We start from the raw sequence: 12543 nt of genomic DNA on the forward strand, positions 1-12543 counted from the left end.
TAAGCCCGCCTTAGCGTTGGCTTAGCTAATATTGCCGGTGACCCGTACGCGGCGACTGGTCGGCGCGGTGTTTTCCGCTTTGGCTGCCTCGCGTTTTTGAATCTCGCCGTCGATCACGTTTTTCAGGGCGATAATCAGGCCAGTGAAGATGAAAGCGCCGGGGGGCAATATCGCCACCAGGAAGGCCTTGTAGTCGTCAACCAAAACAATCTTCCAGGCCTTTGCTGATTCGCCGAACAACAGCTCCATGTTGGCGAAGATATGGCCCGTGCCAACCACTTCGCGGATAGCGCCGAGCAGAATTAGCACCGCTGAAAAGCCCAGCCCCATAATGAAACCGTCGTACATAGACGGCAGCAGGCGGTTCTTGCTGGCGAAGGCGTCGGCGCGGCCGAGAATCACGCAATTGGTGGTAATCAGCGGCAGGAAGATGCCGAGAATCTGAAACAGCTCATAGGCGAAGGCCTGCATCAACAGTTCTATGCAGGTTACGGCGGCGGCAATAATCATTACAAAGGCCGGCAGTCGCACGGCATCGGAGGTGATGTTGCGAATCAGCGACACGCAGGTATTTGACACCGTGAGTACGAAGATGGTGGCCAGCCCCATGCCGATGGCGTTGATCACCGAGCCGGTAACGGCCAGCAGTGGGCACAGGCCCAGCAGTTGCACGATGGCGGGGTTGTTTTTCCACAAGCCATTCAGGGAGATCTCGCGGTAGTTCACATCACTCATCGCCTTTCTCCTGCTTCACTTCGTCTAGCAACATGGGCCGCTGCTGCGCATAGAATTCCAGGCTGCGTTTCACGGCAGCGGTAACGGCGCGCGGCGTGATAGTGGCGCCGGTGAACTGGTCGAAGACGCCGCCATCTTTCTTCACTGCCCACTTTTCTGATTTGGGGTTGAGCAGGCTGCGGCCGATAAAGCCGTCTACCCACTGGCTTTTCTTGTAGTCGATCTGGTCGCCCAGGCCCGGTGTTTCGCGGTGGCTCAGTACCCGCACACCGGCTACGCTGCCGTCGCGATTGACGCCGATGATCAGGTCGATATCGCCGGTGTAGCCATCGCGGGCGGTCGCCGGGAGAATCACCGCCACTACCTCACCGTTTTGTTTGGCGCGGTAGGCATTGCGCGGCTCTCGAAGGCCGAGGAGGGCATCGTCGCCAAGCGCAACGGCGTCGTCGAGCATGCTATTGTCGTGGCGATCACGGGGGATAATTTCCAGCAGGGCGCGTTCCTCGGCGGCGCGAATATTGTCCTGCACCAAGCCGCGGGTAGAGAGATAGGTGCCGGCGATTACGCCGGTGGTCACCACGGCGAACAGTCCCAGCAGCAAACCGTTTTTCGTAATGGATTGGCCGAGCATTACGCTTTCTCCTGCGCGTTGGGCTTTTTATGCCCGTAAGTGCGCGGCTGAGTGTAGTGGTCGATGAAGGGCGCGGCAAAGTTCATTAACAGCACCGCAAAGGCGACGGCGTCAGGGTAATTACCCCATGCGCGAATAATGTAGACCAGCACGCCGATCAACGCGCCGTAGATCACCCGCCCGCGATTGGACACTGCCGAGCTTACCGGGTCGGTGATAATGAAGAACGCACCGAACATGGTGGCGCCGCTGAACAGATTGAACAGTGCGCCACCGCCGGAGGCAGAGCTGCCTCCGTCATTAAACAACAGAGCCATAATGGCAATCGCCAGCAGCATGCTCAGGGGCGCGTGCCAAGTGAAGACACGGCGATAGAGTAGATACAGGCCGCCGAGCAAAAAGGCCAGGTTGACCCATTCCCAACCGATGCCTGCTACGGTGCCGAATTGCGGGGTTTGTGCCCACAGGTCGTCGACCAGTAGCGCGTCGTTTTGCTTGAGGATATCCAGCGGTGTGGCCATGCTCACACCGTCTATGGGGGCACTGCCAATGCCGAGGCTGCGCAACAGTGCGTCGATGGGGCCGAGAAGCTCGGATGCTGGCACGGCGCCGCGCGGTGCCAGCCAGTTAGTCATTTCAACCGGGAAGGAGATCAGCAGCAATACATAGGCTGCCATTGCCGGATTAAACGGGTTGTAGCCCATGCCGCCGTACATGTGCTTGCACAGTAAGATGGCGAAACCGGTGCCCACCAGAATCAGCCATAGGGGCGAGCCGGGTGGCAGAGCGATACCGAGTAAGAACGCGGTGACCAGCGCACTGCAATCGTTTAAATAAAACGCGATGGGGCGTTTGCGCAGCTTCAGGGCCAATGCTTCAAAAGCGAGGGCGCTCAGGCTGGCCCACAACACATTGGTGAGGGTGCCAAAACCAAAAAACCAGGTGAGTGCCACCAAGCCTGGAATGGTCGCCATTAACACCAGACGCATGACGCGGCCGGTGCTCATCGGGCCGTGGGCGTGGGGGGAACTTACTTTCAAAAACGCCATGATCAGCCCTCTTCCTGGCTAAGGGCGTCCAAGGCCTGACGAGCCTCGTCCAGCTTGCCCTGCAATTTGGCCAGGGTGTCGGACAGAATCGCGGCGTTGTCGTCGCCATCGGCCTGGGCTTGGTCGAGTTTTTGCTGGGTTTTGGCAATGCGTTTTTCCAGCGAGCTGACCGCGTTGCGCGCCTTGTCCGCCTCGCTCAACTCGGCATTGGCGTTGCGTGCGGCCAGTGCCCGGGCAATGGCCTGAGCGGCGGGGTCGTCGGCATTGCTTGCCTCGGCGGCCGGTTCAGGCTCGGCGGCGGGAAGCGCCGCTAGTTCAGCGCGCAGCTTGTCCAGCTTCGCCTGGGTTTTTTCTACGGCGGTGGCAAAGGCGGCAGCATTGACATCGCCCTGGGCCTGCGCATCAGCGTGTTTTTGCTGGGCAGCGTCGAGGCGTTTTTCGGTGCTGGCAATTTGCGTCGTCAGGCGCTCGCGGGCGGCATCCGGGCTTTCCGTTTCAGCCCCACCTGCACGCTTGGCCTGGGCGCGGGCGATCGCCGCGGCTGCCGGGTCGTCGCTAACACTTTCGGCGGGCGCAGGTGCCTGGCTGGCGCGGTGGGCGTCGAGCTCCTTGCGCAGTGCTTGCAACTTGCCCTCGGTTTTTTCTACGCCGCTGCGGAAGGCCTCAACATTGTCATCATTGTTGTCGATGGCTAGCTGTAATTTTTGCTGGGCCGCTGCCAAGCGTTTTTCAGTGCTGGCCAGCTGTTTTTCCAGACGGGCGGTTTTTTCTTCGGCAGTTTCGCTGACGGCGTCGCCACTTCGCGCGGCTTGGGCGCGGGCAATGGCCGCCTGGGCGGGGTCTTGCGGCGGGTTGTCGGCGCCACCGGACTTTTTCGCCTTACTGCGGGCGATCGCAGCCTGGATAATGTCGTCTTTACTGCCGTCTTTGGTGGCAGATTGTTGCTTGGCCTTAGCCGCTTCCAGGCGCGCCTTGCGCTTGGCTTCTTTCTCGGCGGCCTCGCGTTCGATACGTGCCTGCCGCGCCTCGAAGCGCTCTTTTGAACGCTCGGCCTTTATCTTGTCTTGCTGGGCCTGGCGAATTTCTGCCTTGGAGGCGCGGTAGTACTGCACCAGCGGGATATTGCTGGGGCAGACGTAGGAGCAGGCGCCGCATTCAATGCAGTCGGCGAGGTTGTGTTCCTCGAGTTTGTCGTGCTCCTGCGCGCGTGAAAACCAGTACATTTGCTGGGGCAGCAGCGATACCGGACAGGCTTCGGCGCACATGCCGCAGCGAATACAGGCTTGTGCAGGTGGCGGTGGCGGCAGCTCCTCAACGGTGGGTGCCAGCACGCAGTTGCTGGTTTTGACGATGGGCACCGCGGTATCTTGCAGGGTGTAGCCCATCATCGGTCCACCCATAATCAGGCGAATGCAGCGACTGGCGTCGAAGTGGCTGAGGTCGAGTAGATATTGCACCGGGGTGCCGATCAACACGTCGTAGTTGCGCGGTGTGCTGCAGGCCTCACCGGTGACAGTGGTTACGCGGGAGATCAGCGGTTCACCGTGGCAAACGGCGCGATAGATGGCGCGAGCGCTGCCGATATTCTGACAGACAATACCGATATCGGCGGGCAGGCCGCCGGAGGGGACTTCCTTGCCGGTGAGAATTTGAATTAGCTGCTTTTCGCCGCCTGACGGGTACTTGGTGGGGAAGCTAACTACTTCAATGCCGGTGCCTTCGGCGGCAGCGCGCATGGCTGCCAGCGCTTCGGGCTTGTTGTCTTCAACGCCGATCAGGGTCTCGTTGGGCTCAACAATATGCCGCAGGATTTCGGCGCCGGCGATAATTTCGGCGGCGCGTTCCTGCATTAAAATATCGTCGGCGGTGATATAGGGCTCACACTCGGTGCCGTTGAGGATCAGTGTTTCGATGGGTTTGTCTTTACCGCCACTGAGTTTTACCGAGCTTGGAAAACCGGCGCCGCCCATCCCGGCAATACCGGCGTTGCGGATGGTGTCGACCAGGGTGTTTTTGTCGAGGCTGCGGTAGTCGCTAATGCCCTGGTGGCTGATCCATTCGTCTTTGCCGTCGCAGTTAATTACCACGCACGGCGCACTCATGCCCGACGGGTGGGGGATGACACGCGGTTCAATGGCGGCCACTGTGCCAGAGCTAGGCGCGTGCACGGGGGCACTGACAAAGCCCTTGGCCTCGCCGATCATCTGACCTTTTAGTACGCGGTCGCCGACATTAACAATGGGCGCGGCGGGCGCGCCGATGTGCTGTGACAGGGGCACAATCAATTGGGCCGGAATGCCGGCGGCGCGGATATTGTCTTGCAGTGATTGTGTTTTATTCTCGGGCGGATGAATGCCGCCGTGAATGTCCCAAATCTTTCTCATGCTTCGTGACTATCCTCGGGCGTGCGTTCAGGCCGCTTCAATCGGCGAGTTGCCGCGGCGGTCGCTGGCGATTAGGTCTTCTGTCGGCTGCGGCTTGTCCCAGTGCCAGGTCTGCAATGTGGTCTCGATGGGCCGCATCTCTATGCAATCCACCGGGCAGGGCTCAACACAGAGGTCGCAGCCGGTGCACTCGCTCGCGATAACGGTGTGCATATGCTTGGCGGCGCCGAGTATGGCGTCGACGGGGCAGGCTTGAATGCACTTGGTACAGCCGATGCATTCGTCCTCGCGAATATAGGCCACAGAAGGCACGGCTTCTTCGGCGGCGTCGAGGGGTTTGGCCTCCACACCCAGCAGGTCGGCTAGTGCGGCGATGGTCGCCTCGCCGCCGGGCGGGCATTTGTTAATGTCGTCGCCATTGGCAATGGCTTCGGCATAGGGGCGGCAGCCAGGGTAGCCGCATTGACCACACTGGGTTTGCGGCAGCAGCGCTTCTACCTGGTCGGCGATGGGGTCGCCTTCGGTCTTAAATTTTACCGAAGCAAAACCCAGTAGTGCGCCGAATACCAGGCCCAGACTGACCAGTGCCAGTAGCGCTGCAGCGAAGGGGTGTTGAGTAATTAGCTCGATCATAAAGGCTCCGCTATACCAGTCCGGCAAAGCCCATAAAGGCGAGAGACATCAGCCCGGCGGTTACCATGCCAACCGCGGCACCTTTGAAGGGCACCGGTACATCGGCAACGGCGATGCGCTCGCGCATGGCGGCAAACAGCACTAACACCATGGAGAAGCCCGCCGCGGCACCAAAACCGTAGAGCGCGGATTCGACGAAGTTGTGCTCTTTATTAATGTTCAGCAGGGCGACGCCGAGCACCGCGCAGTTGGTGGTGATGAGCGGCAGAAAAACGCCCAGTACTTTGTAGAGCAGGGGGCTGGTTTTGCGCACGACCATTTCGGTGAATTGCACAACCACGGCGATCACCAGGATAAAGGTAATGGTGCGCAGGTATTCCAAACCGAGCGGCTGCAGCAGCCATTCGTAGGTCATCCAGCTGCAGATAGAGGCCAGTGTCAGTACGAAGGTAGTGGCACTCGACATGCCAATAGCGGTTTCCAGCTTGCTGGACACGCCCATAAAGGGGCACAGGCCAAGGAACTGAACCAACACGAAGTTGTTCACTAAAATGGCGCCGAGCAAAAGTATTGTGTAATCCGCTAGCAAAGCGCTTGCCTCTATTGCCGTGGAGCAGGGCGGCTACAAATGACCGCCCGCTATTTATTGTGATCGAGATGCTATTTTATTTCGATCAAGTGTTCAATTTAAAATCTTTTAATCCACAATGCATTATCGGCAAAATCGATAATGCTTACTGGACTCTCATGCCGGGTTTGGCGCCCTCGTGGGGTTCCAGCAGCCACAGTTCGTCGCCCCCCGGGCCTGCGGCCAGCACCATGCCCTCAGACACACCGAAGCGCATCTTGCGCGGCGCCAGATTGGCCACCATCACCGTGAGTTTGCCGATCAGTTGCTCGGGGCTATAGGCGGCTTTGATCCCCGAGAACACTTGTTTTTGACCGTGTTCGCCGAGATCCAGCGTCAGTTGCAGCAATTTGTCTGCCCCTTCAACGGCCTGGGCATCGACAATCTTGGCCAGGCGCAGATCTATTTTGGCAAAGTCTGGAAACTCTATCGTGTCCGCAATGGCATCGTCATTGATCTGCGCCGCCTTTTTCTCTGGCTTTTTGCTGGCTTTTTGTACGGTCTTCGCTGCCTCGATGGATTGCCGACTGTCGTCGACCATGGCTTGCACCTTGTCGCTGTCGACGCGGGCCATCATGGCTTTGAAGTTCTCAATTTTATGGTCGAGTAGTGGGGTGAATTCCTCTGACCAGCTCAGGCGAATATTCAGGAATTGCTCAACCTGCTCGGCAAGCTTTGGCAGCACCGGCGCGAGGTAGGTAACCAGGACGCGGAACACGTTGATGCACTGCGAGGCGACCGCCGCCGCTTCTTGCTTGCCGTCTTCCTGTTTTGCCAGCTTCCAGGGCTCACAGGCGTCGAAGTATTCATTGGTCGCGTCGGCCAGTGCCATAATCTCGCGCACGGCTTTGCCGTAATCGCGGCGCTCGAGGTGCGTGGCGATGTCGTCGGCGGCGCCGGTTACCTGTTGCCACAGTTCCGGCTTGTGAAGCTCGCTGCTCAGGCGGCCTTCATTGCCTTTGTGAACGAATTTGGCGCTGCGGCTGGCAATGTTGACCAGCTTGCCGATCAAATCGGCGTTCACCCGTTTGGTGAAATCCTCCAGGTTCAGGTCGATGTCGTCGACCGCGCCGGAGAGCTTGGCGGCAAAGTAGTAGCGCAGGTACTCGGCGGGCAGGTGTTTGAGATAGGTTTCTGCCCTGATAAAGGTGCCGCGACTTTTGGACATCTTCTTGCCATTGACGGTAAGGAAGCCGTGGGCATAGATGGCCGTGGGCTGGCGGAAGCCCGCAGAGTCGAGCATGGCTGGCCAGAACAAGCCGTGGAAATTGATGATGTCTTTGCCGATGAAGTGGTAGAGCTCGGCCGTTGAGCCTTTTGCCCAGTAGTCATCGAAACTGCGGCCCTCGCGCTCGCACCAGTTGGCGCAGCTGGCCATGTAGCCGATGGGCGCGTCCAGCCAAACGTAGAAGTACTTGCCGGGTGCGCCGGGAATTTCAAAACCAAAGTACGGCGCATCGCGGGAAATATCCCAGCTTTGCAAGCCGGCATCGAGCCATTCGCGAAGCTTGTTGGCGATCTGTGGTTGCAGGGCCTCGCTGCTGGTCCAGTCGCGGAGCAGTTGCTCGAAGTCGCCCAGCTTGAAGAAGTAGTGGGTGGAGGCTTTCTCGACGGGAGTGGCACCGGAGATGGCCGAACGCGGATTGATCAGCTCGGCGGGGGTGTAGGTGGCACCGCAGGCTTCGCAATTGTCGCCGTATTGGTCCTCGGTTTTACACTTCGGGCAGCTGCCTTTGATATAGCGGTCAGCCAAGAAGAGCTGCTTTTCGGGGTCGAATAGTTGGGTGATTTCGCGTTTTTCGATATGCCCATTGGCCTCGAGGCGGCGGTATATTTCTTCCGAATAATGTTGGCACTCGGGGGAGTGGGTACTGTAGTAGTTGTCGAACTCGATCAGGAAGCCGCCGAGGTCGCGCTCGTGCTCAGCCTTGACGCGAGCGATTTGCTCCTCCGGGGTGATGCCGAGTTTTTCCGCCGTCAGCATAATCGCGGTGCCGTGGGCATCATCAGCGCAGAGGTAGGCGCAGTCGTTGCCGCGCAATTTTTGAAAGCGCACCCAGATATCGGTTTGTATCGATTCGAGGAGGTGCCCCAGGTGCAGTGGGCCATTGGCGTAGGGCAGGGCACTGGTAACCAGAATCTTGCGCGACATGCTAATCCTTCATAAAACAATGAGTCAGAGACGTAGCGGCGTATACCGCGGTGTAGACTGTCCGGCGGCGTTGCCGTCGGGGGGCGATACTATAGCGTTTTTACGTTGCCGACGCATCTATGCGGCCGTTGTGAGGGCGCCTGCTGCGGCGTATACTCGCCCGCTTAGCCGCTGTAGTGACGCCTCGCCGAGGCCGCCCATATAGGAGCCTGTTTTGCCATCTGAACACGCCATTCAAGAGTGCTTGTCAGCCGTAACCCTGCCGGGGCTCAGTCAGCCGCTGGCAAGTATTGCCAACATTCGCATGCCTGCCGAGGGTGTTTGCGAGGTGGTGGTGGGCTTTCCGGCGCGCAGCCACCAACAGCAGCACGAGGCATTTTTGCGCGACAGTTTGGCGGCGCAGGGGCTGTCTTGTGAGGTGAGTGTGAGTTGGGAAATCGCCGCTCACCAGGCGTCACAGGGCATTAAAAACATGGAAAATGTCCGTAATATTATTGCGGTGGCATCGGGTAAGGGAGGCGTGGGTAAATCGACCACGTCGGTGAATCTTGCCTTGGCACTGGCCGCAGAAGGCGCGAGAGTTGGCCTGTTGGATGCCGATATATATGGCCCAAGCGTACAGATGATGCTGGGCGTTGAGCCGGGTGTGCGTCCCAAGCAATACGGTACACAGTATCTGTTGCCCATTGAGGCGCAGGGTATCCAGTCAATGTCGATGGCGTATTTGGTGACCGAGAAAACACCGATGGTATGGCGCGGTCCCATGGCAACCGGTGCGCTGCAGCAGTTGTTATACCAAACCTATTGGCAGGACCTGGATTACCTGATTATCGATATGCCGCCGGGAACCGGTGATATTCAGTTGACCCTGTCACAGAAGGTACCTGTTGCAGGTGCTGTTGTGGTCACGACGCCACAGGACATCGCCTTGCTCGATGCCAAGAAGGGCATTGAGATGTTCGCCAAAGTGTCGGTGCCGGTGCTGGGCGTGGTCGAGAATATGGCGGTGCATGTGTGCAGTCAGTGCGGTCATGCCGAACATATATTTGGTGAGGGCGGTGGCGAGCATATCGCTCGTGACTATGCTGTGCCGATGCTGGGCGCCTTGCCGTTGTCGATGCAGATTCGCGAACAAGCGGATCGCGGCGCCCCGGTGGTGACACAGGCGCCTGACAGTGAAGCGGCACAATTGTATCGCGATATGGCCACGGCCACTGCGGTGGAGTTGGCCCGACGCCAGCGCAGCAGTGCGGCGGCACCACAGATTTCTATTAGCGACGATTAATACTATTTGCTGCCAATGCGGCGGCTCAGGGGAAAGCAATGGCGATTAAATCAGACAAGTGGATTCGTCGAATGGCCGAGTCAGAAGGGATGATCGAGCCCTTCGAGCCGGGGCAGGTGCGCGAGCAGGATGGCAATCGAATCATCAGCTACGGTACTTCCAGCTACGGCTACGATGTGCGCTGTGCCAATGAGTTTAAGGTGTTTACCAATACTTACTCGGCAACGGTTGACCCCAAGGCCTTTGACGACCGCAGTTTCGTAAACATTACGGGCGATTCCTGCATTATTCCGCCCAACTCGTTCGCGCTGGCGCGCACCGTTGAGTATTTTCGGATTCCGCGCAGTGTATTGACGGTGTGTTTGGGTAAGTCCACCTACGCGCGCTGTGGCATCATCGTGAATGTCACGCCACTGGAACCCGAGTGGGAAGGTCACGTGACCTTGGAATTTTCCAATACCACCACGCTGCCGGCGAAGATATACGCCAATGAAGGTGTCGCGCAGATGCTGTTTTTTGAATCTGATGAGGTGTGCGAGGTGAGTTACCGCGACCGGGGCGGCAAGTATCAGGGACAGCGCGGCGTGACGCTGCCAAAAACCTGATAGTGCGTGATTGCTCAGCGCGAGGGCGTGTCGAACTCGGCGCTGAGCAGGTTCATCGAATAAAGCTCGTCGTCTTCGCGTTGTTCTAGTTTCACTATCAAGTAGTTCAATTCTGGCGCCAGCCAGATAAACGTTTCGCTGCTGCTGCCGTCGCGATGCTTGCGCAGCTTCACGGTTTGCAATGTGCCCATTGCCGTCTCAATACGCTCTTCACCGATGCGGCTGATGCCATAGGTTTTGAGCTTGCCCTTTCTTTTTACCACCGTCTGATTCTGCTGTGAATCCAGCTGGCCTTTGATCAACATTTCACGCAACTGCAGTTGGGCGCTCAGTTGGTCGCTGAAGTGAGGCTTGAGGGCTTTCTGCCAGGGCTTTTTGGCCTGCTTGTCGGAAACGGTTTGCTTGGCCCAGTCGAAGGTCAGTTCGAGGTTTTTCTTGCTGCTGACATTGTTTTCGTAGCGGTAAGACAGGGGGCGCAACGTGCCCTTGTGCACTTCCAGTTTGCTTTCTTCGTCGACTTTAAAGAAAAACAATTTCGCGTGCTGGCTGAGCCGCCAGTGGTCGCCGTCGCGCTCCAGAATACGTTCAGCCTTGGTGCTGAGACCGTCGTGGCTGATTTGGTAGTGCGCGCGATAGGGGGTTAGGGCATCGGCGTCGGCGTGGACAAGGCCGGCACCGCAGGCAAGCAGCAGAGCGCTCGCCAGGGCCTTAATGCTCGTTAAAGATAACGCCGTGCTGAGGAAGTTCCTGTTCATCGAGTACCGCCTTTGAAGCCACGAGAGACAATCGCCCTTCGGCAAACCAGCGAGCCGCCAAAGGATAAATTTGATGCTCTTTGGACAAGACCTTGTCGGCAAGAGTTGCAGCATCATCGCCAGCGTTTATCGGTATTTTTGCCTGAATTATCGCCGGGCCGCCATCCAGCTCTTCGGTAACAAAATGCACCGTGGCGCCGGCCTCGCGGTCACCGGCATCCAGCGCGCGCTGGTGGGTGTTGAGGCCTGGGTACTTCGGCAGCAGTGAGGGGTGGATATTCAGCAAGCGCCCCAGGTAGTGGCGCACGAAGCCGCCTGTGAGAATGCGCATAAAACCAGCGAGGATCACGAGGTCGGGCCGATGTTGGTCGATGGTTTCCTGCAGAGCGGCATCAAACGCCTCGCGGCTGCTGAAGTCGGTGTGTGGCAAGCAGTTAGTGGCTATTCCGGCGCGTTCGGCCCGCTGCAGGCCGCCAGCGTCAGCCTTGTTGCTGATAACGGCGACGACGTCGCCACCGCCCAGCTGCTGCGCTTGGGCGGCATCAATAATGGACTGCAGGTTCGAGCCGCCACCGGAGATCAGAACTACAATACGACAGCCCATCATTTACAGGTCGCTGATAACCACTCGGTCTGCGTCGTCATCGCCGGCCTCAATGCGGCCAATGACCATGGCTGTCTCACCGTGCTGGTGAAGCATGTCGACAATGCTATCGGCTTGCTCTGCTGATACGGCCATGACCATGCCGATACCACAGTTGAAGGTGCGGTACATTTCGCGTGCTTCGACATTGCCTTGCTCTTGCAGCCAGTCGAAGATGGCGGGGCGCTGCCAGCTGTCGCTGTCGATAACTGCGCGGGTATTGCGCGGCAGTACGCGAGGGATATTTTCCAGTAAGCCACCGCCAGTGATGTGGGCGAGTGCATTAACCTGGAACTGTTTGATGATATTCAGCACGGGCTTCACGTAGATGCGCGTGGGCGCGAGCAGGGTTTCACCCAGTGTGCTGTCGCCAAACTCGCTGTCGAGCGCCTGACCACTGTGGTCGATGATTTTGCGAATCAGCGAATAGCCGTTGGAGTGAGGGCCAGAGGAGCCGATGCCAACCAGTGCATCGCCGATGCGAACAGAGCTGCCGTCAATAATGCTGGACTTCTCCACAACGCCAACACAGAAGCCAGCCAGGTCGTAGTCTTCACCTTCATACATGCCGGGCATTTCTGCGGTTTCACCGCCGACCAGTGCGCAGCCCGATTGTTCGCAACCGGCGCCGATGCCGGTAACGACACTGCTGGCAATATCGACGTTGAGCTTGCCTGTAGCGTAATAATCGAGGAAGAACAGCGGTTCAGCGCCTGTTACTAGCAGGTCGTTGACACACATTGCGACGAGGTCGATTCCAATGCTGTTGTGAATGCCTGTGTCCATCGCCAGTTTTAGCTTGGTGCCGACACCGTCTGTGCCCGACACCAGGACGGGTTCTTTATAGCCGGTCGGCAGTTGGCACAGGGCGCCAAAACCACCGAGGCCGCTCATGACTTCTGGGCGACGCGTGCGTTTGGCAACATCTTTGATGCGCTCGACGAGTGCATCTCCGGCGTCAATGTCTACACCGGCATCTTTGTAACTCAGGCTGGGCTTGTTGGTATCAGTCATAGTGCTTGGCTGTCCTCTTTGAGGGCGCT

12 protein-coding genes are annotated in these 12543 nt (G+C 58.3%); 2 read left to right on the top strand and 10 right to left on the bottom strand.

Going from position 1 to position 12543, the window contains the following annotated elements; genetic code table 11:
• Positions 1-21 precede the first annotated feature (21 nt).
• From HNR64_RS12515 to metG, 7 genes are all read right to left on the bottom strand, one after another.
• Positions 22-735 carry an electron transport complex subunit E gene (locus HNR64_RS12515; RefSeq protein WP_204996775.1) on the bottom strand — a complete coding sequence of 238 codons (714 nt, stop codon included), beginning with the start codon at positions 733-735 and terminating at the stop codon, positions 22-24.
• On the bottom strand, positions 728-1366 hold the full coding sequence (gene rsxG / locus HNR64_RS12520) for an electron transport complex subunit RsxG (RefSeq protein ID WP_204996776.1): 639 nt from the start codon (positions 1364-1366) through the stop codon (positions 728-730). The genes HNR64_RS12515 and rsxG overlap by 8 nt, the downstream gene beginning before the upstream one ends.
• Positions 1366-2415 (bottom strand): electron transport complex subunit RsxD, encoded by a 1050-nt coding sequence (gene rsxD / locus HNR64_RS12525; protein WP_204996777.1) that lies wholly within the window; start codon positions 2413-2415, stop codon positions 1366-1368. The genes rsxG and rsxD overlap by 1 nt, the downstream gene beginning before the upstream one ends.
• A gap of 2 nt (positions 2416-2417) precedes the next feature.
• A complete protein-coding gene (gene rsxC, locus HNR64_RS12530; RefSeq protein ID WP_204996778.1) occupies positions 2418-4799 on the bottom strand; it encodes an electron transport complex subunit RsxC in 2382 nt (793 codons plus the stop codon).
• 27 nt (positions 4800-4826) lie between these two features.
• On the bottom strand, positions 4827-5432 hold the full coding sequence (rsxB, locus tag HNR64_RS12535) for an electron transport complex subunit RsxB (protein WP_027873480.1): 606 nt from the start codon (positions 5430-5432) through the stop codon (positions 4827-4829).
• A 10-nt stretch (positions 5433-5442) separates the two neighbouring features.
• Positions 5443-6021, bottom strand: coding sequence for an electron transport complex subunit RsxA (gene rsxA, locus HNR64_RS12540; protein WP_027873481.1), 579 nt, complete (start codon positions 6019-6021; stop codon positions 5443-5445).
• A 145-nt stretch (positions 6022-6166) separates the two neighbouring features.
• Positions 6167-8212, bottom strand: a complete 2046-nt coding sequence (gene metG, locus HNR64_RS12545) for a methionine--tRNA ligase (RefSeq protein ID WP_204996779.1) — start codon at positions 8210-8212, stop codon at positions 6167-6169.
• 214 nt (positions 8213-8426) lie between these two features.
• On the opposite strand from metG, the gene apbC reads away from it, so the two are divergent.
• Together apbC and dcd are read left to right on the top strand one after the other, a co-directional pair.
• A complete protein-coding gene (gene apbC, locus HNR64_RS12550; protein ID WP_204996780.1) occupies positions 8427-9497 on the top strand; it encodes an iron-sulfur cluster carrier protein ApbC in 1071 nt (356 codons plus the stop codon).
• Positions 9498-9535: 38 nt separating this feature from the next.
• Positions 9536-10102, top strand: a complete 567-nt coding sequence (dcd, locus tag HNR64_RS12555; RefSeq protein WP_027873484.1) for a dCTP deaminase — start codon at positions 9536-9538, stop codon at positions 10100-10102.
• A gap of 14 nt (positions 10103-10116) precedes the next feature.
• On the opposite strand, the gene HNR64_RS12560 is transcribed toward dcd, so the two are convergent.
• From HNR64_RS12560 to purM, 3 genes are read right to left on the bottom strand one after another with little or no spacing between them, the layout of a single operon-like run.
• Complete coding sequence (locus HNR64_RS12560) at positions 10117-10857, bottom strand: DUF3108 domain-containing protein (protein ID WP_204996781.1); 741 nt, start codon at positions 10855-10857, stop codon at positions 10117-10119.
• Positions 10811-11461: a phosphoribosylglycinamide formyltransferase gene (gene purN, locus HNR64_RS12565; RefSeq protein ID WP_204996820.1), complete on the bottom strand. Its 651-nt coding sequence runs from the start codon at positions 11459-11461 to the stop codon at positions 10811-10813. Before purN ends, HNR64_RS12560 begins: the two co-directional genes overlap by 47 nt.
• 3 nt (positions 11462-11464) lie before the next feature.
• Positions 11465-12514, bottom strand: coding sequence for a phosphoribosylformylglycinamidine cyclo-ligase (purM, locus tag HNR64_RS12570; RefSeq protein WP_204996782.1), 1050 nt, complete (start codon positions 12512-12514; stop codon positions 11465-11467).
• Positions 12515-12543: the final 29 nt, after the last annotated feature.

The sequence above is a fragment of the Spongiibacter marinus genome (genome assembly GCF_016906995.1).
In the GTDB taxonomy this organism is placed as follows: domain Bacteria; phylum Pseudomonadota; class Gammaproteobacteria; order Pseudomonadales; family Spongiibacteraceae; genus Spongiibacter; species Spongiibacter marinus.

Bases quoted from the DNA above. Each gene is read 5' to 3' on its own strand.
- HNR64_RS12515 (WP_204996775.1), bottom strand. From the start codon at position 735: ATGAGTGATGTGAACTACCGCGAGATCTCCCTGAATGGCTTGTGGAAA.
- rsxG (WP_204996776.1), bottom strand. From the start codon at position 1,366: ATGCTCGGCCAATCCATTACGAAAAACGGTTTGCTGCTGGGACTGTTC.
- rsxD (WP_204996777.1), bottom strand. From the start codon at position 2,415: ATGGCGTTTTTGAAAGTAAGTTCCCCCCACGCCCACGGCCCGATGAGC.
- rsxC (WP_204996778.1), bottom strand. From the start codon at position 4,799: ATGAGAAAGATTTGGGACATTCACGGCGGCATTCATCCGCCCGAGAAT.
- rsxB (WP_027873480.1), bottom strand. From the start codon at position 5,432: ATGATCGAGCTAATTACTCAACACCCCTTCGCTGCAGCGCTACTGGCA.
- metG (WP_204996779.1), bottom strand. From the start codon at position 8,212: ATGTCGCGCAAGATTCTGGTTACCAGTGCCCTGCCCTACGCCAATGGC.
- dcd (WP_027873484.1), top strand. From the start codon at position 9,536: ATGGCGATTAAATCAGACAAGTGGATTCGTCGAATGGCCGAGTCAGAA.
- HNR64_RS12560 (WP_204996781.1), bottom strand. From the start codon at position 10,857: ATGAACAGGAACTTCCTCAGCACGGCGTTATCTTTAACGAGCATTAAG.
- purN (WP_204996820.1), bottom strand. From the start codon at position 11,461: ATGGGCTGTCGTATTGTAGTTCTGATCTCCGGTGGCGGCTCGAACCTG.
- purM (WP_204996782.1), bottom strand. From the start codon at position 12,514: ATGACTGATACCAACAAGCCCAGCCTGAGTTACAAAGATGCCGGTGTA.